The sequence below is a fragment of the Streptomyces sp. SP18BB07 genome, from assembly GCF_036322545.1.
In the GTDB taxonomy this organism is placed as follows: Bacteria; Actinomycetota; Actinomycetes; order Streptomycetales; family Streptomycetaceae; genus Streptomyces; species Streptomyces deccanensis.
Window position 1 is genome coordinate 19,282 of sequence record NZ_JAQYWT010000224.1, and the last position, 18,863, is coordinate 38,144.

Genomic DNA, 18,863 nt, shown 5'->3' on the forward strand with positions numbered 1-18,863 from the left:
GTCCGCGCGCGGCCGCTCTACGCTGGAGGTATGAGCGACGACGACTACTGCGGCGGCAGGGAGGGCACGACCGCGACACCTGATCCGGCTCAGGCCCTGTCGACGGAGACCGCCGGCGGTCCGCCCTTCGCCGAGTGCGTCCTGTGTCGGCAGCCCACCGAGTACCCGGAGTCCCACAAAGGGATCACCCTGTGCCCGGTGTGCGAGTGGCGGGAGGCCGAGCGGATCGCCTGTTCAGGCTGAGCGGCGCCTGGTCAGGGCGCAGGCGACGGCGGTCGCGGCCGCCGTGAGGAGCCCGGCCGCGAGCAGGGGCAGGACGGGGACCGGGATGGTCGCGTGCCGCGAGCCGTCGACGAGGGCCGTGACCGCCGCCCTCGCGGGGGAGCCCGCCACCACCAGGGCCAGCAGCGCGCCGAGCAGGAGCGCGGGGACGGCCCGGCCCGGCGACCGCAGCAGCGGCCAGTTGGTGAGCGCGCCGACGGCCGTGCCGAGCAGGGCGCAGACGAGGGCGGCCAGCAGACCCGCGCCGCCCGCCGGGAGCGCCTCGACACGTGTCTGGTGGTCGGTGCTCGTGGGGGCGCTGATGAACGTGACGAGGACCGTGGCCGCCGTCCCGAGGAGCGCGGCCGCCGCAAACGCGACCAGGACACAGGCCAGGTGCGCACGGCCGGGACCGGCCGCCGCGCCCGTACAACTGCAGGCAGCGGGCGGCTCGTTGGTGACACAGATCCGCATCAGCCACGCGGAGACGGGCAGCAGCGCGGCGGCCGTGTAGCCGAGCGAGTCGAGCACCGGCTGTCCGCTCTGCACTCCGACGGCGAGGAACGCCGCGTACAGAATGACGGGCGGCAGCCAGCGCTGGGAGCGGACGAGGAGAGCGGCCTGGTAGCGGAGGAGGGCGGTCATCGGGAGCTTTCCACTTCGAGTTCCGTCGTCGGTTCGTCATCCGGGTCTCCCGGGGCGGCGGCTGCCGGCACGTCGGCCTGTTCGGGCACCGGGGTCACGCGCACCACGTGCCAGGGCGGGCGGGCCCCCAGCAACGCCCTGAGCAGCGCGTCGGAGCGGGCCGCCGGGACCGTGAAGAGCTGGGAACCGGCCCCGGAATCCTCTACCGCCGACATCAAGTCACTTACAGCGGAAGGTACTTGGGCCCCCGGCACGCCCCGCCCCTCGATCACGACGGCGGCTCCCGCCGAGGCGTCCCCCTGCCCGGCGTGTCGGTTCCCCTCCCCCGACCGGAGGTCGAGCGCACCGCCGACCACCGCGTACGTCGCGTCGGGAGCCCCGTCGAGCCGGCGCGGGTCATGGTCGACGAAGACCACGGCGGCGCCCGCGGCGGTCCGCTCCCGCACGACCCGCTCCAACTCCTCGCGCGCGTCGGCGTCCAGGCCGGTCCACGCCTCGTCGAGGACGAGCAACTCCGGTTCGGCGAGCAGCGCCTGGGCCACGGCGACCTTCTGGGTGCTGCCCTTGGAGAGCTCCGCCATCGGCGTACGGGCGTACTCGGCGGCCCCGAAACGCTCCAGCCAGTCGGCGGCGGCGCGGGCGGCTGCCGGGCGGCGCAGGCCCTGCACGGCACCGAGGTGGGTGAGGTACTCGACGGCGGTGAACGGCAGCGCGGCGGGGAAGCGCTCGGGGACGTACGCCGTACGCGGGCGTCCCGTCACCCGGCCCTCCGTGGGCGCGTCGAGCCCGGCGAGGACGCGGAGCAGCGTCGACTTGCCGGTGCCGTTGGCGCCCTCCACCCGGATCAGCGTGCCGGTGGTGATCTCCAGGTCGACGTCGCGCAGCACCGGGTCGCCGCGGAGGCCGTACCGTCGGCCGACGCCCTCCAGTCTCAGCAGTAACTCACGCTCCATGCCCCCATCCTCGTACAGGCGAGCGAGCAGGGGGCCGGGAACGTCTCTCGCGCCTGGCAGACTGGGCGGGTGACCACCGGTGATCCCACTCAGGACAGCCCCTTCCGGGACGAGCGGACCTCCCGCGACGAGGCGCCGCAGTTTGTGCTGCCCCTGGTCGCGCACATCGAGAAGGCCTCACCCCCGGCGCGCACGGACGCGCTGGAGACGGCGGCGCGGGCGGTGCTGGTGATGCTGAGCGACGCGCGGTCGCTGGGCGACGGGGAGTGGGCCGAGGCCGTGCGGAGCTGGCAGGACGCCCGGATCCGGAAGGTGGTCCGGCGGGCGCGCGGCGCGGAGTGGCGGCGGGCGGAGGCGCTGCCGGGGATCACGGTGACGGGCAAGTCGGCCGAGGTGCGCGTCTTCCCGCCGGTCCCGCTCGACGGCTGGCCCAAGGACCTGGCCCGCCTCCAGGTCTCCGGCACGGACCTCGACGACCCGGAGCCGCCGGCCGACCCCGAGCCCGCGGCCCCCATCCTGTGGCTGAACCCCGAGGTGGAGATGTCGGCGGGCAAGGCGATGGCCCAGGCGGGCCACGGCGCCCAGCTCGCCTGGTGGGACCTGGACGACGAAGCCCGCACCGCCTGGCGCGACGCGGGCTTCCCCCTCGCCGTCCGCACCGCGCCCCCCGCCCGGTGGCAGACGCTCACCACCACCGCCCTCCCCGTCGTACGCGACGCCGGCTTCACCGAAGTCGCCCCGGGCTCCTGCACGGTGGTCGCGGACCATCGCGCGCTGCGTTCTTGAGCCATTCCGCATCGTGATCTTCGTAGCGGCACTGCTCTTGGCATTCCTGACGGGGTGCGGCGGCGACGGTTCGTCCGAGGAATCCGAAAGCGACGGTCAGCGGCCGACCATCAGCGAAACCGAAGATTTCCACCCCGGCCCGCCCGAGAGCGAGGACCCGGAGAATCCCGCGGAGAGCGAGGACCCGGCCGAGCCCGAAGAGACCCTCGCCGGACAGGTGCCCGACGAACTCATGGGCGCATGACCCTCCATGTTCCCGGCGGACCGATCACCTACGACAGTTGGTACATCGAGAAATCCGACATCGGCAACGAGTACGGATACGCATTCGAAATGCTCATGCTGGACGGCGTGAGTTACGTACGCCAGATCAGCTGACCCGTATTCCCGGACGAGAGGGGCGGCCATGGGCGATCGGTTGTACGCCGTGGATGAGGATGTCGTGCGCGAGGTGACCCGCATCGTGGTCTCCGAAGTCGCGCCCGAGGAAATGGTTCTGTTCGGAATGAACAGCCGGGCCTATTTCCGCGACCCCGCCAGAACACTGGAGGAGGCGGCCGGTGACGGCGGCGGGTCGAAGGAGAGCCTGATGGGGGCCGGCGGCACCGAGGTCGTCGTGATGCTGACCCCCTTCGCCCTCGCGAGGGTGCAAGGCGTGCTCTCCACGTTCGTCGGGGTCTTCGCCGCGAACCTCGCCGACGGCGGCGGCACCGCCGTTCGCCGGTGGCTCGACGGCCTGTGCGGGCGGTCCGACGGCGAGACCGAGGCCGCCGACCCGGACAGCGCGCTGACGCCCGACCAGGTGGAGTGGCTGCGCGAGGAGGCCTACCGCACGCTGCGGCGGGCCAAACTCGGGAGCCACAGGCCCGGTTGCTGGCCGACGCCCTCGCCGGCGCGGCCCGCGTCCGCCGGTGACGCGGAGACGCGGAGACGCGGAGACGCCTATGCCACCCTCCCCGCCCGCACCTGCCGACCCGTTCGCGCTGCCCAGCGGCGCCAAGTTCCGCTCTGCCCGGTCGAACATGTCCGTCTGCCCGGCCGCACTCAGCCGGTTCAAAGGTCGTTGAACAACACCGGCCCCCCACACGTACTTCCCGGTACTGGCCAAGCAACTGCTCCAACGACCAGTTGGCATCATCCGGGAGGATCACTTTGCCTCGTCTCAACGGCTCGGTCTACGCCAGCCTGGCTCTCGTCGTGACCGTCGGCGCGCTGTCGTTCCCGATGTGGTCCTACGAAGACCGTTCGGGCACCGCCCAGGCCAACATGGCCTCCAGTTCGGTGAACACTCAGTGGGGGCCGCTGACGGCCGCCGACCGGGACCTGATCATCCGTGTCCGGCTGGCGGGGCTGTGGGAACTGCCCGCCGCCGAGAAGGCCATGGCGCGGTCGAAGAGCCCCGAGGTCAGGGAGGCGGCGGACCACCTGATCGTGGGTCACAAGGACCTCGACGAGCGGGTGCGGGCCGTGGCCTCCCAGATGGGCGTCGAGCTGCCCAACGTACCGAACGAGCAGCAGCAGGGCTTCCTCGCGCAGATGGACAACGCGACCGACGAGCAGTTCGACCGGGTCTGGGCCAACCTGCTGCGCTCCGCGCACGGCAAGATCTTCCCGGCCATCGGTCAGGTGCGGAACATGACCGAGAACACCCTGGTGCGCCAGCTGGCCTCGGACACCAACCAGACCGTGCTCGACCACATCACGATGCTGGAGAAGACCGGCCAGGTCGACTTCGACGCCATCGCCAACGGCACGATCTGACGCCGCCCCGGCCCCGCCCCCGGGCGGCGGCCCGGTGTCGGACAGTCACAGCGGTACCCCCGCGGTCACCCTCCGCGCCCCAAGCAACAGTTCAGTCCCCAACGATCAGTTGGTTTCCTCCGGGAGGCTCATTTGCGACGCTCCAAGGGCTCTGTGCTCGTCGCCCTGGCGATCGCCGGCACACTCACCGCGGTCGCCTACCCCATCTTCTACTCGTACCCCAACCGCAACGCGACAGCCGCGGCCGCGCTCACCGGTGACACGGTGACCACACAGTGGGGGCCGCTCACCCCCGCCGACCGCGACCTGCTCGTCCGCGTGCGGCTGGCGGGTCTGTGGGAGCTGCCCGCCGGGCAGCAGGCACTGGAGCGCAGCGGCAGCCAGTCCGTCAGAGAGGCCGCCGACCACCTGATCGTGGGCCACACCGACCTCGACAAGCGGTCCCGGGTCATCGCCGCGAAGCTGGGCGTCGAGCTGCCGAACCAGCCGACGGCGGAACAGCAGGGCTGGCTGGACCAGATGACCGCCTCCAAGACCGAGGCCGAGTACAACAAGACGTGGGCGAACCTGCTGCGGGCCGCCCACGGCAAGATCTTCCCGGCGATCGCCACCGTGCGGAACTCCACCCGCAACACGCTGATCCGCCAGCTGGCCTCCGACGCCAACCAGACCGTGCTGGACCACATCACGATCCTGGAGAAGACCGGCGAGGTCGACTTCGCGACGATCGCCGACAACTCGGTCAGCGGTACGGCCAGCCCGACCGGCCCGCCGCCGCCCGTCCCGGGCCAGCTGCCGCCCGCCGCGCCCCCGGCGGTGCCGTCGACCAACCCGGACGTGCAGTCGAAGCCGTCGCCCTTCGACAACGGGCCGGTCCCGACCGGTCGTCCGGACCCGGAGGAGATCAACAAGGACCAGGGTCTGCCGCAGGTCCAGTAGAAAGCTCAAATGTTGCTCTGAAGGTCCCCTCCACGGGGTTCGGCCCCGGCTGTCGGGGCCATGACTCCCTCACGCCGGAACACAGGTCCGCCGTAAGGAGACACACAGGGTCCTGGTGAAGCCGTGGCCGACGTGACCGAGGAGGGGACGGGGACGATGGAGCAGATCGCACAGTTGGGGACGGGGATCGGCTGGCGGCCGGAGATCGCCGACGCCGTGGAGCGCATGGCCGGTACGGACGGCGGTGTCGACTGGGTCGAGGTCGTCGCCGAGAACGTCTGTCCCGGCCACATCGCGGAATCGTTGCTGCGCCTGCGCGAGCGGGGTGTCACGGTCGTGCCGCACGGCGTCTCCCTCGGTCTCGGTGGTGCCGACCGCCCCGACGAGCAGCGCCTGCGCTCCCTGGCGGAGCGCGCGGAGGCACTGGGCGCCCCCCTCGTCACCGAGCACATCGCCTTCGTCCGGGCGGGCGGCGCCCTCACGGCGTCGCCGCTGCTGGAGGCCGGCCATCTGCTGCCGGTGCCGCGCACCCGGGACGCCCTCGACGTGCTGTGCGAGAACGTCCGGATCGCCCAGGACGCCCTGCCGGTGCCGCTCGCGCTGGAGAACATCGCGGCGCTCATCAACTGGCCGGGCGAGGACATGACCGAGGGGCAGTTCCTGTACGACCTCGTCGACCGCACCGGCGTCCGGCTCCTCATCGACGTGGCGAACCTGCACACCAACCACGTCAACCGGGGCGAGGACCCCGCGAAGGCGCTCGACGAGCTGCCGGTCGAGGCCATCGCGTACGTCCATGTCGCGGGCGGCTTCGAGCGCGACGGGGTCTGGCACGACAGCCACGCCCACCCCGTCCCGCAGCAGGTCCTCGACGTCCTCGCCGACCTCGCCTCCCGGGTCGCCCCGCCGGGAGTGCTCCTGGAGCGCGACGACAACTTCCCCGAGCCGGGCGAGCTGGAGCGGGAGCTGGTGGCGATCCGGGGAGTGCTGGAGAAGGCCGAGGTGCGGGGCCCCGAGCGGAAGGCACCCGCGGGCGGGTCCGTGGCCGACGAGGAGGCCGAGCCCGTCGCCCGGCAGCGGCTCGGGCTCGCGCAGGCGGCGCTGCTGTCCGCGCTGGTCGCGGGGACCCCGGTGCCCGAGGGGTTCGACCGGGTGCGACTGGGCGTCCAGGCGCGGGCCCTCGCCGCCAAGCGCGCGGACGTGGTGGCGAAGGTGGCGCCGGAGCTCCCGGAGATCCTCGGATCGTCGTACCGGCCGACCTTCATCGCGTACGCGCAGGGTCACCCGATGACCGACGGCTACCGGCGGGACGCCCTCTCCTTCGCCGAGCACGTGATGCTCACGGGCCGCCCGGACGACACGGACGTCCTGCGCGAGGTGCGGCGCTGGTGGCTGGAGCGCTCGGGCCCCGCGCCGCTCTCCCAGCGGCCGGCGGCCCGGCTGGCCCGCGCGACCCGCAGGGTGCTGCTACGCCGGTGAGCCGGGGTGTTCACCCGGGGATGTGCTGCGATTAACAGACCCGTGCCCCCCGCAGGGGTCCACCGCCCCGTGCGCCCTGCTTTGGCGCGATTCGTCTACCCCCGCGCGTAGCCCATCCGACGCGCTTTGTCCCCTCCGCAACCGTTCCTCCTCATACGGCAGTTGGCGTAGACCGGGCAGTAACATGCCGGTGTGTAGGCCAATCAGCACCCGTTGCGCACTAGCGTGCGGTGCCGCAAGCAGGAGGCACCATGCGAACCACCAACGGCAGAGGGGGACTGTTCAGTGGCACAGGACTCATCGTCGCCGGACTGACTGCGACGCTCGTCGCGTTGCTCTTCCCGATCTGGTCCTACGCGGACCGCTCCGGCACCGGCGTGAGCGTACTCAACGCGTCCACCGTGACGACGCAGTACGGCCCGCTGTCCGCCCTGGACCGGGACTTCGTCACCAAGGTCAGGCTGGCGGGGCTGTGGGAACTGCCGGCCGGACAGCAGGCACAGACCAAGGGCACCACCCTGGCCGTACGCACCGCCGGGGAGCATCTCGTCGAGGGGCACACCTTCCTCGACGCGCGGGTCCGCGATGTCGCCGCGCGCCTCGCCCTGCCGCTGCCCAACCAGCCGAGCGACCAGCAGAAGGCGTGGCTGGACACGCTGACGGCGGCGCAGGGCGAGACCTACGACCGCGAGTTCGCCAACATCGCGCGCCTCGCGCACGGCAAGGTCTTCTCCGTCGTCGCCCAGGTCCGGGCCACCACCCGCAACTCGCTGGTCCGTGACCTCGCCGAGGACGCCAACACCACCGTCCTGGACCACATCAAGGTGCTGGAGGCCACCGGGCTCGTCGACTACGACGCGATCGCCCGCGACGCCGCCTCCGCGAGCGCCCCGCACCTCACCAACTCCCCCGCACCGCCGACCCCGTTGAACGACCCCGGGTCCCCCGTCCCGGTGACCCCCTCACCCGTCCCATCACGGCCGGACCCGTCACCGACCTACACCCTGCCGCCGGCCGCCAACGGCCCGGTGGACGACGGCTGAGCGGGCCGGACCCCGGCCGGCCCCTACGCCCGCGCCCGCCCGCGTCCGCCCGGCCCTCGCCCGCCCGCGCCCGCCGGGTCCTGGCAATTGCGGACCGCGACGGCGAACAAACGGAAGAGAGCGGCCACCTTCCCCGCGGAATACGGACATCGCACGGTGCGGCCCGGGGCCGGCGCATAGAAACGCGCCATGCTCTGGGTCCTCTTCCTCCTGCTGGCCTGGGCCGCCGCCGGCGTGTCCTGTGCCCGCCTCTGTCTCACCTCGCTGCGTGCGGCGGCGGCCGACTCCGACGTCCACGCCGACCACGCCCACCACTGCCACCGGCTCACGCTGTACGAGGCCGCGTTCCTGTCCGGCGGCCCGGCACGCGTCGCCGACCTCACCCTGGTCTCCATGGCCGGCCACCGCAGACTCCTGCTCGCGCACACCGGCTGGGTGACGGTGGTGGACCCGGACGGACGGGACGACATCGAGCGCTCCGTGATCGGCGCGATAGGCCCCGGCGGACAGTCCCGGATAGCGCCCGTACGACGGACCGCCGCGACCGCCGACTCCGTACGCCGCCTCTCCGACCGGCTCGTCGCGGCGGGGCTGGCCGTGCCCGACGCCGCGCGCACGGGCATGGCCGACGCGGTCACCCAGGTACGGGGCGCCGCGCTGGGCGTCTGCGGGCTCGGGGCGCTGGCGTTGATGCTGCCCTCGCAGGGGTTCGACGAGCACCGGGTGCTGGTCGCGCTGTGGTTCGCGTTGCCGCTGGTGCTGACGCTCAGCTGTCTGGTCATCGCACGGGTCGAGCGGCAGCCGGGTACGCGCTGGGCGACGCCGGAGGGGATGCGGGTGCTGCGGACCGTCGCGGGCCGGGGCGGCGGCGACCTGGCGGACCTCGTCTCCGTGGCCGTCTGGGGCGTCGGGGCGGTGGGGTCTCCGGAGCTGCGGGCGGCGTTCGAGCAGCGATAGCGACGGCGACACTCCCCGACAGTCCTTTACATTCGCCCTATTTAACGCCAAACATCCCTTTGTCGCTGTCGTGCTTCGGAGGGATTCGCCATGCGGGCTGCCGTTCTCTATGGGACCGTCGGGGCGGTGGTGCTGAGTGGCCTCGGTGCCGCGCCCGCCGAGGGGGACATGAGCCGGACGGCGGCGGAGTCGGTCGCCGTCGCGGCCGAGCGGGCCGCCGACGAGGGCATCCGGTTCGGGAAGTGCCCGGTGGCGGAGGGGCTGCCGGACGGGGTGCGGTGCGGAACGGTCAAGGTGCCGCTCGACTACGCACGGCCCTACGGCCTGCAGATCTCACTGACCGTCAGCCGCGTCGAGGCCAAGGGCAAGGACGCCAAGGGGAGGAAGGTCGCCCGGCAGGGCGCGCTCGTGTTCAACCCGGGCGGTCCCGGCGCCTCCGGGATGTACTTCCCGCTCGTCGGCTACCTCCCGGACTGGAAGCGCATCGGCGCCGCCTACGACCTCGTCGGCTACGCCCCGCGCGGGGTCGGCCGCTCGGCGCCGCTGTCCTGCCAGGACCCGAAGCGACTGCACCGGGGGCCCGCCCCGGCGCCGACGCACCCCTCGGAGTCGTACAAGAAGGAACGCGTCGCGCGCGCCAAGGCCTACGCGCGGGACTGCGCGCGGCGGGGCGGGAGCGCGCTGCGGCACTACCACTCCCTCAACAACGCCCGTGACCTGGACGTTCTGCGGGCCGCGCTCGGCGAACCACGGCTGACGTTCATGGGGGCGTCGTACGGGACGTACATCGGGGCGCTGTACGCCGCCCTGTTCCCCTCGCACGTACGCCGGATGGTCTTCGACTCGGTCGTGAACCCGGCGCCCGAGCAGATCTGGTACCGCAACAACCTCGACCAGTCCGCCGCGTTCGAGGGGCGCTGGGCGGACTTCCGGGCCTGGGCCGCCCGGCACCACCGGGTCTACGGGCTGGGCGACACCCCGGACAAGGTGCTGCGGAGCTACGAGCGGGCGGCGGCGCGGCTGGCCGCCCGACCCGCCGGCGGCACGGTGGGCCCGGGCCAGTTGCAGGGCGCGTTCCTCCAGGCCGCCTACTACGACGACCACTGGCCGCAGCGCGCCCTGGCGCTCTCCGCGTATCTGAAGGGCGACCCGAAGCCGCTGGTCCGGATCGCCGGCCCGTCCCCGGAGGCCGCCGTCGAGCAGGAGAACGCCAAAGCCGTCTACACGGCCGTCGAGTGCAACGACGCGCCCTGGCCGACGCGGTGGAAGGACTGGGACCGCGACAACACCCGGCTCGCGCGGACCGCGCCCTTCGAGACGTGGGACAACGTGTGGACGAACCTGCCCTGCGCCTACTGGAGCGGCCCACGGCAACGGCCGCTCGATGTGCGGACCGGGCCCGGTGAGCTGCCGCCGACGCTGATCCTGGCGGCCGAGCGGGACGCGGCGGCGCCCTACGACGGGGCGATCGAGCTGCACCGGCGGCTCTGGGGGGCGGTCCTGGTGACCGAGCGGGACGCGGGGAACCACGGGGTGGCGGGTGGGACGAACAGGTGCGTCAACGGGTACCTGGAGGCGTACCTGTTGGAGGGGCGGGTGCCGGAGCGGCGGGCCGCGTGCGCGCCGCGTCCGGAGCCGAGGCCCAGCACTGCGCGATCAGGTCCTGCCGGGTCCCGCAGTCAGGCGGCTGCGGCCCGTCTCGGTTGATCGCGCAGTTCCCCGCGCCCCTTCGGGGGCGCTTACGCCAGGCCTGCCACCAGCTCGGCCACCGACTTGCGGCGGCCCGTGTAGAACGGGACCTCCTCGCGGACGTGCATGCGGGCCTCCGAGGCACGCAGGTGCCGCATGAGGTCGACGATGCGGTACAGCTCGTCGGCCTCGAAGGCGAGGATCCACTCGTAGTCGCCGAGCGAGAAGGAGGCGACCGTGTTGGCCCGGACGTCCGGGTAGCCGCGGGCCATCTTGCCGTGGTCGGCGAGCATCCGGCGGCGGTCCTCGTCGGGCAGCAGGTACCAGTCGTAGGAGCGCACGAAGGGGTAGACGCTGACGTAGTCACGGGGCGTCTCGTCGGCGAGGAACGCCGGGATGTGCGAGCGGTTGAACTCGGCGGGGCGGTGCAGCGCCATGTTCGACCACACCGGGGTGAGCGCGCGGCCCAGCCGGGTGCGGCGGAAGAGGTTGTACGCCTCCTGGAGCTGGTCGCTGGTCTCGGCGTGCCACCAGATCATGACGTCGGCGTCGGCGCGCAGGCCCGACACGTCGTACGTACCGCGGATGGTCACGTCCTTGGCGGCGAGCTGGTCGAACAGCTCCTGGACCTCGTCGGCGTAACCGGCGCGGTCCTCCGGCAGTACGTCCTTCAGCCGGAAGACGGACCACAGCGTGTAACGGATGACCTCGTTGAGGTCCTTGGCCAGCTTGCCCTTGTTCGGGATCCGGCCGGACTCGGTGGTGGGGGCGTCGTCGCTCATGGCTCTCATTCTCCCGCTCCGCCGTGCAGGCTCTGCACCGGGTGGGCGGTGAGATGCCGCACCGCGCGCAGGTCACCGTGGATCTGGTCGACCGCGGCGGCGGCGCTCGCGACGCATGCCGGGATGCCGACGCCGTCGTAGGCCGCGCCGCAGACCGCGAGGCCCGGCAACTTGCCGAGGTGCTCGCGGAGGCGGGCCACGCGCGCGTGGTGGCCGACCGGGTACTGCGGCAGGCCGTCGTCCCAGCGGGTGACGCGGGTTTCCAGGGGGGCGGCGGACAGACCGACGGCCTCGCGCAGGTCGGTTCTCGACACCTCCACCAGGTGGGCGTCGTCGTGCTCCAGGATCGCCGTCTCGCCGTACCGGCCGACCGACGTGCGCAGGACCAGCAGGTCCGGGTTCTCGTCGGCGATCCAGCCCCACTTCTGGGAGGCGAAGGTGGACGCCTTGATGGTGCGGCCGTCGACCGGCGGCACCAGGAAGCCGCTGCCGTCGGGGAGGGTGACGTCGGCGCGGCGGTAGGCGAGGGTGACCAGGGCCATCGAGGCGTACTCGACGGCCGCCAGCTCGGTGGCGGCCTCGGGCGCCTCGGCCCGCAGCAGGCCGGCGGCGACCGGGGCGGGGACGGCCACGACGACGGCGTCGGCGTGCAGGACCCGGGTGTCGCCGTCCTCGGCGCTCCCCGCGTCGGCCGCGCCGCCGGTGACGACGCGCCAGCCGCCCGCCGCCTGACGGCGCAGTTCCGTGACGGGGGTGCGGGTGAGGATCTCGGCGCCGCGTGCCCGCACCGACTCGGCGACGGCGAGCGGCAGTCGCCCCACACCGCCCTCGATGCCCATAAAGACCGGCCCGGTCTGTCCGGCGGCGGCCGCCCGCTCCTGGATGCCCCGGACGGCCTCGGTGAGGGAGGTGTGGGTCCGCGCGACCTCGAAGAGCTGCGGGACGGCCGAGCGCATCGAGATGCGGTACGCGTCGCCGGCGTAGACCCCGCCGAGCAGCGGCTCCACCAGGCGGTCGACGACCTCGCGGCCGAGGCGGGCGGCCACGTACTCCCCCACCGCCACGTCGTCGCCGATCGCGGTGCGCGGCAGGTCGGCGTCGCGCTCGATACGGGCCAGCCCTTCGTCGGACAGGACCCCGGCGAGGGCGGACGCGGTGCCGGGGACACCCATGACGTGGCCCTTGGGCATGGGGCGCAGGGCGCCCCGGGTCCAGAGGGAGGCGGTGGCGGTGGCGGGCGGCTGGAGCCGGTCGGCGAGGCCGACCTGCCGGGCGAGGTCGACCGCCTCGGGCCGGCGGGCCAGGATCGACTCGGCGCCGAGGTCGACGCGGACACCCGCGATCTCGCCCGGCAACAGCTTGCCGCCGACCCGCTCCGAGGCCTCCAGGACGGTCACTCTCGCGCCCCGGTCCAGCAGCCCGTGCGCTGCGGCGAGTCCCGCGATACCGGCCCCGATGACGACGACATGCCCGGCGTCGCGCCCGACGTCCGTAGGTGATCCGCTCATGGTTCCAGCCTCTCAGACGTCACTCACAGTCATGGCGCCGGTCCCGCCCGCCGTGGCCCCGCCGCCGTGGCCCCGCCGAGTCCCGACCGTGACCGCTTCGCGACCGCCCCCGCCCAACGTTCCGGCCCGCTCCGGCGTCAAAGGACCGTCAACAAGGCAGACAGGCAGTTCTCGACCCTCGGGGGGACACCGCAATGGCCGAAACACGTGTACGACGTTCCCGGCGGCGCGCAGGGGCCCTGGCCGCCCTGTTCCTCGCCGCCGCCCTGGCCGTCACGGGCTGCGGCGCCGGCGACGCGTCAACCGACTCGGCCAAGAGCGCCGCGGACGGGGACCGAGCCGGCGACAGCAAGGCCCAGCAGGAGGGCGCCCTCGCCGACGAGAGCGGCAACAGCGGCTACACCGGCAAGGGCAAGGGCTCCGACGCGCCGCCGAGCATCAGCCCGAGCCACATCATCCGCACGGCCACCCTGACCGTGCGGGTCAAGGATGTGCCGAAGGCCCTGGACGAGGCCCGCACCGCCGTCGCGGGCGCGGGCGGGTTCGTCGGCAGCGAGTCCACGACCCGGGACGGCCAGGACCGCGAGCGCACCCGGGTCGTCCTGCGGGTGCCCGCCGAGAAGTACGAGGAGGTCCTCACCGAGCTGGAGGGCACCGGCAAGCTGATCGAGCGGAAGACGAAGGCCGAGGACGTCACGGACCAGGTCGTCGACGTGGAGAGCCGTATCAAGACGCAGCAGGCGAGTGTGGCCCGCATCCGCGAGCTGATGGACCGGGCGACCAAGCTCGGCGACGTGGTCACCCTGGAGGGCGAGCTGAGCACGCGTCAGGCCGACCTGGAGTCCCTGCTCGCCCAGCAGAAGTCCCTGAAGGACCGCACCAGCCTGGCCACCATCACGCTGTCCCTCTCCGAGACCGCGGTGAAGAAGGCCGCCGAGGACGACGACCCCGGCTTCATGGACGCGCTGGCGGGCGGCTGGGGCGCGTTCGTCGCCGTCTTCCGCTGGCTGGGCCTGGCGCTCGCCGCGGTCCTCCCCTTCGCCGTGGCGACGGCGCTCGTGCTGCTCGTCTGGTACCGCCTCACCCGCACCCGCCGGCCCGCGCCGGCGACGGCGGGAGCCGCCGCTTCGCTCCCGGCCTCCGCGCCGGACGAGAAGGAGCAGGAGGAGCAGGGGCGGGAGTGACGGCAGGAGCGGGAGTGACGCGGACCCGGGTGACGGGCCCCCGTAGCGTGTTCCCATGAACACGAGCCGCGCTGAAGAACGTTCGAGGGAACGCCTGGTGATCGTCGGGGGCGACGCGGCGGGCATGTCCGCCGCGTCGCAGGCCCGTCGGCTGAAGGGCCCCGACGCCCTGGAGATCGTGGCGTTCGAACGGGGCCACTTCACCTCCTTCTCGGCGTGCGGCATCCCCTACTGGGTGGGCGGCGACGTCCCCGAGCGGGACCACCTCATCGCCCGCTCGCCGGAGGAGCACCGGGCCCGGGACATCGACCTCCGGATGCGTACGGAGGTCGTGGAGATCGACGTCGAGGGCTCCCGCGTCCGTGCGCGGGACCTCGACGCGGGCACCGAGTCCTGGACCGCGTACGACAAGCTGGTCATCGCGACCGGCGCCCGCCCGATCCGCCCCGACCTGCCCGGCGTCGACGCGGCCGGGGTGCACGGTGTGCAGACCCTGGACGACGGCCAGGCCCTGCTGGACACGCTGACCGCGACGCGAGGCCGCCGCGCGGTGGTCGTCGGCGCGGGATACATCGGCGTGGAGATGGCCGAGGCGCTCATCAACCGGGGGTACGAGGTCACGGTCGTCAACCGCGGCAAGGAGCCGATGTCCACGCTGGACCCGGACATGGGCCGGCTGGTGCACAAGGCCATGGAGGGCATGGGCATCACCATGGTCGACGACGCCGAGGTCACCGCCCTGCGCACCGGCGACGACGGCCGCGTCCGCGCGGTCGCCACCGACAACGCCGAGTACCCGGCGGACGTGGTGGTGCTGGGCATCGGCGTCCGCCCGGAGACGGAGCTGGCGCGCGCGGCGGGGCTGCCCGTGGGCGACCACGGCGGCCTGCTCACCGATCTCGCGATGCGCGTCCGGGGTCACGCGAACATCTGGGCCGGCGGCGACTGCGTCGAGGTCCTCGACCTGGTCACGGGCCGCGAGCGGCACATCCCGCTCGGCACCCACGCCAACAAGCACGGCCAGATCATCGGCGCCAACGTCGGCGGCGGCTACGCCACGTTCCCCGGTGTCGTCGGCACCGCCGTCAGCAAGGTCTGCAACCTGGAGATCGCCCGCACCGGCCTGCGCGAGAAGGACGCCGACCGGGCCGGCCTGCAGTACGTCACCGTCACCGTCGAGTCCACGAGCCGCGCGGGCTACTACCCCGGCGCCGCCCCCATGACCGTGAAGATGCTCGCCGAACGCCGCACCGGCCGCCTCCTCGGTGTCCAGATCGTCGGCCGGGAGGGCGCGGGCAAGCGCGTCGACATCGCGGCGGTGGCCCTCACCGCGGGCATGACGGTGGAACAGATGACGGCCCTGGACCTCGGCTACGCCCCACCCTTCTCCCCGGTCTGGGACCCGATCCTGGTCGCGGCGAGAAAGGCGACGGCGGCGGTGAGGTCGGGCGCCGCATGAATCGGGCGCCTGTGAACCCAGGGGCGCGGCCTCCAGGGGCGCGGGGAACTGCGCGACCAGCCACGACGCACCCGCACCCGGCAACGCACAGCACCCCCACGGCGACCCCCGCTAAACGGCTGACGTACCGGTGATCCGATCGATGGCCTGCCGAGCCTGCTCCGTCGGCGGCCGCGACGGCAGCGAGGACACCGACGCGGCCGACGGCATCGCGGACGTCACCGCGGGCGGCGTCGTAGGCGCGGCGGTCGGCTTCGCGTGGGCCGCCGCCGGCCGCGCCGACCGCAACCGATGGCTCACGGCCTCGTCCAGGGTCACCGGCCGCTGCATCCGCGCGGCCAGCCGCCCCGCCTCCTGGCCGAGCGCGGCCACGTCCTCCCAGGGCAGCCGCACCACCAACGAGATCTCGGCCTCACCATCCGGGGTGGCGTGCATCGCCGGGGCAACTCGGTCGTTCATCGCCTGTTCCTCACGTAGATACGTAGATCCGCGGTTGAGAAGTCATACGCACCACCCGCCCCGTACGTTCACCGGCCACCGACCTGCCTGATTCCGGCCCCGTATCGCGGGCACAAGTCCGGTGTGGTCATCCCCGTCCATGACGTGAACCCCGTGCGCCGCACGCCCTACGTGACCTACGCACTCATCGCCGCGAACGTCTTCGTCTTCGTCTTCATGCCGGGACTCGCCGGCTCCGTGCCGGGCGACAGCGCGGCGGTCCGGCTGTGCCACACACAGGCGTTCCTGGAGCAGTACGCGGCGATACCCCAGGAGTTGATCCGCCATCAGCTGCCGCGGCTGGTGCCCACCGGCGAACTCGCCCCGTCGGGCGGCTGCGCGCTGGGCCCGCCGGGCTACGACAAGTCGCCCGCGCTGTCCGTCCTCACCGCGCTGTTCCTGCACGGCGGCTGGCTGCACCTGCTGGGGAACATGCTGTTCCTGCTGATCTTCGGCAACAACATCGAGGACCGGCTGGGGCACGTACGGTTCGCGCTGTTCTACGGGGCGTGCGGGTACGCGGCGTCGTACGGCTACGCGTTCCTCAACGCCGACTCCGGGGAGCCCCTGATCGGCGCGTCCGGGGCGATCGCCGGCGTCCTCGGCGCGTATCTCGTCCTCTACCCGAAGGCCAGGGTCTGGATCCTCGTACCGCTCCTGCTCTTCCTGCCGCTGAGACTGCCCGCCTGGCTGGTGCTGGGCTCCTGGTTCGTGCTGCAGGCCGTGTACTCGTCCGGCGACGGTGTCTCCGAGGTCGGCACGGTGGCGTACGCGGCCCACCTCGTCGGCTTCGTCGCCGGCATGCTCCTCGCCTGGCCCCTGCGGCCCGGCACTCCACCGCCTCCTGAGCCTCGGGGGCTGCTGTTCGGGAGGCGGGCACGGCCGGGATGGTGAGAACGGCGGCGCCGACTCGACGTAAGGCGATGTGAGTTTCATGTGAGTCAGAGGGCTCCCCGGTGCAGCATGCCGAGTCTTCCCAGGTCACAGGCTTGGCATTCCCATGAGACGTTCATGTTCGTCCAGATCCGGTTCACGGCGGCGGCGGACAGTGAGTGGTGCACGCGAGGTCGTGTGCACCACCGCCGGTCTGGAGTCCTGATGATCGAAGTACGTGGCCTGTCGAAACGCTATGGCGAGGTCCTGGCCGTGGACGATCTGACGTTCGCTGTCCGGCCCGGGGAAGTGACGGGGTTCCTGGGGCCCAATGGTGCCGGCAAGTCGACCACCCTGCGGATGATCGTGGGCCTGGACGCCGCCAGTTCCGGGACTGCGACTGTGGCTGGGCGGCCGTACGTCGCGCAGCCCACGCCGCTGAAGGAGGTCGGGGCGCTCCTGGATCCAGGCGCGGTGCTGCCCAGCCGCACCGCCTATCACCATCTGCTGGCGCTGGCGGCCGGCAATGGGATTCCGAGCAGCCGGGTCAAGGCGGTGCTGGCGGAAGTCGGCTTGGAGAACGTGAGCCGCCGGCGTGCGGGGACGTTCTCCCTCGGCATGCGTCAGCGGCTGGGGATCGCGGCGGCCCTGCTGGGTGATCCACCGGTGCTGGTCTTCGACGAGCCGCTCAATGGGCTGGACCCGGAGGGCATCGTGTGGATCCGCTCGCTGATGCGGAGGATGGCGGCCGAAGGACGCGCGGTTTTGATGTCCAGTCATCTGATGAGCGAGATGGAACTGACCGCTGACCACCTCATCGTCATCGGCAGGGGACGGCTGATCGCCGACACCACGATGAAGGACTTCATCGAGGCTCACTCCGAGCGCGAGGTCTTTGTCCGCAGCCCCCGGGCCGAGGAACTGCGCAGCATGCTCAGCGCAGCCGTTCAGGTGCGGACCGAGAGCAGCGACGCTCTGGTGGTGACCGGCCTGGAGGCCGCCGAGATCGGCGCGCTGGCGTCGGCCAACGGAGTGGAGCTGCACGAGCTTGCTCCGCGCCAGGTGTCGCTGGAAAAGGCGTTCATGGACCTGACCCGGGATGCGGTGGAATACCAGTCGGAGATGGAGACGAACCGATGACACGCCCCCCTGCGCAAGTCGTTGCCAGGGCGACGAAAGCCCGCCGAAGCCCGCTCGTGCTCCGACTTCAGCCCCAACCGCGTCGTGCGCGGGGTGGGAAGGCGACTTTCCGGCACTGCCTGCACGCCGAGTGGATCAAGATTCGTACGATGCGGTCGACGTTGTACGTGATCCTGGGCACCCTGGCGTTCTGCCTCGGACTCGCCGCGCTGAACAGCTCGTCCGCAGGCAATGAGTTCGCGGACCTGAGCGCCGCGGACCAGGCTTCGTTCGACCCGCTGGCCACCAGCCTGCGCGGTTACCTGCTGGCGCAGATCGCGCTCGGTCTGCTGGGCGGTCTGGTCATCACTTCCGAGTACGGCGCGCGAACGATCGTCCCCACCTTGATCGGGGTTCCGCACCGGGCGCGGGTGCTGGCTTCCAAGGCTGTGGTGCTGGTGGGCGTGGCGCTCCCGGTCGGGATCGCGGTGTCGCTGGCCGGGTTCCTGGTCGGGCAGGCGTCGCTGTCCGGGGCGGGCGCTCCGCACCTGGCGCTCTCCGACGGCGTGGCACTGCGCGGCATCTTTGGTGGTGGCCTGTACCTGGCACTGGCCGGGCTCTTCGGACTGGCTCTGGGCACGGTGATCCGCTCCACGACGGCAACGGTGACCACACTGTTCGGGGTGATGCTGATTGTTCAGGCGTTCGCCCCGGCCCTGCCCGGAGGACTGGGCGACTGGGTGTCGAAGTACTGGCCGCCGATCGCAGGCGGGCAGATCATCACCAGCTATCAGGACCCCGACTTGCTGAGTCCCTGGGCAGGGGTCGGTGTCATGGTGGGGTCCGTGGCGGTTCTGATGGCGGCGGCATTCATTGTCTTCCGTAAGCGTGACGCGTAGCGGGGCGGGACAGTGAAGACAGAAGATC

Annotated in this window: 21 protein-coding genes; 16 read left to right on the forward strand and 5 right to left on the reverse strand. The window is 72.3% G+C overall.

Going from position 1 to position 18,863, the window contains the following annotated elements; all coding sequences use genetic code 11:
* The first annotated feature begins 30 nt into the window (after positions 1-30).
* On the forward strand, positions 31-243 hold the full coding sequence (locus tag PUR53_RS05810) for a hypothetical protein (protein ID WP_329907598.1): 213 nt from the start codon (positions 31-33) through the stop codon (positions 241-243).
* Here PUR53_RS05810 and PUR53_RS05815 read toward each other — a convergent pair.
* Together PUR53_RS05815 and PUR53_RS05820 are read right to left on the reverse strand one after the other, a co-directional pair.
* Positions 235-906, reverse strand: coding sequence for an ABC transporter (locus PUR53_RS05815; RefSeq protein ID WP_329907599.1), 672 nt, complete (start codon positions 904-906; stop codon positions 235-237). The genes PUR53_RS05810 and PUR53_RS05815 overlap by 9 nt on opposite strands.
* Positions 903-1,859, reverse strand: a complete 957-nt coding sequence (locus tag PUR53_RS05820; protein WP_329907600.1) for an ABC transporter ATP-binding protein — start codon at positions 1,857-1,859, stop codon at positions 903-905. The genes PUR53_RS05815 and PUR53_RS05820 overlap by 4 nt, the downstream gene beginning before the upstream one ends.
* Positions 1,860-1,928: 69 nt before the next feature.
* Between PUR53_RS05820 and PUR53_RS05825 the strand changes: the two genes are divergently transcribed.
* The 10 genes from PUR53_RS05825 (at position 1,929) to PUR53_RS05870 (ending at position 10,531) form a co-directional block, all read left to right on the forward strand.
* Entirely contained in the window at positions 1,929-2,645 is a 717-nt protein-coding gene (locus PUR53_RS05825; RefSeq protein ID WP_329907601.1) for a peptidyl-tRNA hydrolase, read from the forward strand.
* 13 nt (positions 2,646-2,658) lie between these two features.
* Entirely contained in the window at positions 2,659-2,889 is a 231-nt protein-coding gene (locus PUR53_RS05830) for a hypothetical protein (RefSeq protein WP_329896093.1), read from the forward strand.
* Entirely contained in the window at positions 2,886-3,023 is a 138-nt protein-coding gene (locus PUR53_RS05835; RefSeq protein ID WP_329896092.1) for a hypothetical protein, read from the forward strand. Before PUR53_RS05830 ends, PUR53_RS05835 begins: the two co-directional genes overlap by 4 nt.
* Before the next feature lie 28 nt (positions 3,024-3,051).
* Positions 3,052-3,846: a hypothetical protein gene (locus PUR53_RS05840; RefSeq protein ID WP_329907602.1), complete on the forward strand. Its 795-nt coding sequence runs from the start codon at positions 3,052-3,054 to the stop codon at positions 3,844-3,846.
* Entirely contained in the window at positions 3,798-4,406 is a 609-nt protein-coding gene (locus PUR53_RS05845) for a DUF4142 domain-containing protein (protein ID WP_239757974.1), read from the forward strand. Before PUR53_RS05840 ends, PUR53_RS05845 begins: the two co-directional genes overlap by 49 nt.
* Positions 4,407-4,538: 132 nt before the next feature.
* Positions 4,539-5,345 (forward strand): DUF4142 domain-containing protein, encoded by an 807-nt coding sequence (locus PUR53_RS05850; RefSeq protein WP_329896090.1) that lies wholly within the window; start codon positions 4,539-4,541, stop codon positions 5,343-5,345.
* Positions 5,346-5,501: 156 nt separating this feature from the next.
* A complete protein-coding gene (locus PUR53_RS05855) occupies positions 5,502-6,824 on the forward strand; it encodes a DUF692 domain-containing protein (RefSeq protein WP_329907643.1) in 1,323 nt (440 codons plus the stop codon).
* 251 nt (positions 6,825-7,075) lie between these two features.
* Positions 7,076-7,867 (forward strand): DUF4142 domain-containing protein, encoded by a 792-nt coding sequence (locus PUR53_RS05860; protein ID WP_329907603.1) that lies wholly within the window; start codon positions 7,076-7,078, stop codon positions 7,865-7,867.
* 189 nt (positions 7,868-8,056) lie between these two features.
* The gene (locus PUR53_RS05865; RefSeq protein WP_329896088.1) at positions 8,057-8,824 is read left to right on the forward strand and encodes a TIGR04222 domain-containing membrane protein; all 768 of its coding nucleotides are present in this window, start codon (positions 8,057-8,059) and stop codon (positions 8,822-8,824) included.
* Between the two features lie 90 nt (positions 8,825-8,914).
* Positions 8,915-10,531: an alpha/beta hydrolase gene (locus tag PUR53_RS05870; protein WP_329907604.1), complete on the forward strand. Its 1,617-nt coding sequence runs from the start codon at positions 8,915-8,917 to the stop codon at positions 10,529-10,531.
* A 32-nt stretch (positions 10,532-10,563) separates the two neighbouring features.
* Here PUR53_RS05870 and hemQ read toward each other — a convergent pair whose 3' ends face one another.
* Positions 10,564-11,295 carry a hydrogen peroxide-dependent heme synthase gene (gene hemQ, locus PUR53_RS05875; protein WP_033529407.1) on the reverse strand — a complete coding sequence of 244 codons (732 nt, stop codon included), beginning with the start codon at positions 11,293-11,295 and terminating at the stop codon, positions 10,564-10,566.
* A 5-nt stretch (positions 11,296-11,300) separates the two neighbouring features.
* Complete coding sequence (gene hemG / locus PUR53_RS05880; protein WP_329896086.1) at positions 11,301-12,803, reverse strand: protoporphyrinogen oxidase; 1,503 nt, start codon at positions 12,801-12,803, stop codon at positions 11,301-11,303.
* Positions 12,804-12,997: 194 nt separating this feature from the next.
* On the opposite strand from hemG, the gene PUR53_RS05885 reads away from it, so the two are divergent.
* Positions 12,998-13,987 (forward strand): DUF4349 domain-containing protein, encoded by a 990-nt coding sequence (locus PUR53_RS05885; RefSeq protein WP_329907606.1) that lies wholly within the window; start codon positions 12,998-13,000, stop codon positions 13,985-13,987.
* Between the two features lie 55 nt (positions 13,988-14,042).
* Positions 14,043-15,446 (forward strand): FAD-dependent oxidoreductase, encoded by a 1,404-nt coding sequence (locus PUR53_RS05890; RefSeq protein WP_329907607.1) that lies wholly within the window; start codon positions 14,043-14,045, stop codon positions 15,444-15,446.
* 111 nt (positions 15,447-15,557) lie between these two features.
* On the opposite strand, the gene PUR53_RS05895 is transcribed toward PUR53_RS05890, so the two are convergent.
* Positions 15,558-15,905, reverse strand: coding sequence for a hypothetical protein (locus PUR53_RS05895; protein ID WP_239757965.1), 348 nt, complete (start codon positions 15,903-15,905; stop codon positions 15,558-15,560).
* Between the two features lie 123 nt (positions 15,906-16,028).
* On the opposite strand from PUR53_RS05895, the gene PUR53_RS05900 reads away from it, so the two are divergent.
* From PUR53_RS05900 to PUR53_RS05910, 3 genes are all read left to right on the forward strand, one after another.
* A complete protein-coding gene (locus PUR53_RS05900) occupies positions 16,029-16,838 on the forward strand; it encodes a rhomboid family intramembrane serine protease (protein WP_329907609.1) in 810 nt (269 codons plus the stop codon).
* 204 nt (positions 16,839-17,042) lie between these two features.
* Complete coding sequence (locus PUR53_RS05905; protein ID WP_329907610.1) at positions 17,043-17,957, forward strand: ABC transporter ATP-binding protein; 915 nt, start codon at positions 17,043-17,045, stop codon at positions 17,955-17,957.
* A gap of 149 nt (positions 17,958-18,106) precedes the next feature.
* Complete coding sequence (locus tag PUR53_RS05910; RefSeq protein ID WP_329896081.1) at positions 18,107-18,835, forward strand: ABC transporter permease; 729 nt, start codon at positions 18,107-18,109, stop codon at positions 18,833-18,835.
* Positions 18,836-18,863: the final 28 nt, after the last annotated feature.

Excerpts from the sequence above, each read along its gene's own strand:
- PUR53_RS05860 (WP_329907603.1), top strand. The coding sequence starts at position 7,076 with ATGCGAACCACCAACGGCAGAGGGGGACTGTTCAGTGGCACAGGACTC.
- PUR53_RS05865 (WP_329896088.1), top strand. The coding sequence starts at position 8,057 with ATGCTCTGGGTCCTCTTCCTCCTGCTGGCCTGGGCCGCCGCCGGCGTG.
- PUR53_RS05905 (WP_329907610.1), top strand. The coding sequence starts at position 17,043 with ATGATCGAAGTACGTGGCCTGTCGAAACGCTATGGCGAGGTCCTGGCC.
- hemG (WP_329896086.1), bottom strand. The coding sequence starts at position 12,803 with ATGAGCGGATCACCTACGGACGTCGGGCGCGACGCCGGGCATGTCGTC.
- hemQ (WP_033529407.1), bottom strand. The coding sequence starts at position 11,295 with ATGAGCGACGACGCCCCCACCACCGAGTCCGGCCGGATCCCGAACAAG.
- PUR53_RS05895 (WP_239757965.1), bottom strand. The coding sequence starts at position 15,905 with ATGAACGACCGAGTTGCCCCGGCGATGCACGCCACCCCGGATGGTGAG.
- PUR53_RS05820 (WP_329907600.1), bottom strand. The coding sequence starts at position 1,859 with ATGGAGCGTGAGTTACTGCTGAGACTGGAGGGCGTCGGCCGACGGTAC.
- PUR53_RS05835 (WP_329896092.1), top strand. The coding sequence starts at position 2,886 with ATGACCCTCCATGTTCCCGGCGGACCGATCACCTACGACAGTTGGTAC.
- PUR53_RS05890 (WP_329907607.1), top strand. The coding sequence starts at position 14,043 with ATGAACACGAGCCGCGCTGAAGAACGTTCGAGGGAACGCCTGGTGATC.
- PUR53_RS05910 (WP_329896081.1), top strand. The coding sequence starts at position 18,107 with ATGCGGTCGACGTTGTACGTGATCCTGGGCACCCTGGCGTTCTGCCTC.
- PUR53_RS05840 (WP_329907602.1), top strand. The coding sequence starts at position 3,052 with ATGGGCGATCGGTTGTACGCCGTGGATGAGGATGTCGTGCGCGAGGTG.
- PUR53_RS05815 (WP_329907599.1), bottom strand. The coding sequence starts at position 906 with ATGACCGCCCTCCTCCGCTACCAGGCCGCTCTCCTCGTCCGCTCCCAG.
- PUR53_RS05855 (WP_329907643.1), top strand. The coding sequence starts at position 5,502 with ATGGAGCAGATCGCACAGTTGGGGACGGGGATCGGCTGGCGGCCGGAG.
- PUR53_RS05885 (WP_329907606.1), top strand. The coding sequence starts at position 12,998 with ATGGCCGAAACACGTGTACGACGTTCCCGGCGGCGCGCAGGGGCCCTG.
- PUR53_RS05870 (WP_329907604.1), top strand. The coding sequence starts at position 8,915 with ATGCGGGCTGCCGTTCTCTATGGGACCGTCGGGGCGGTGGTGCTGAGT.
- PUR53_RS05810 (WP_329907598.1), top strand. The coding sequence starts at position 31 with ATGAGCGACGACGACTACTGCGGCGGCAGGGAGGGCACGACCGCGACA.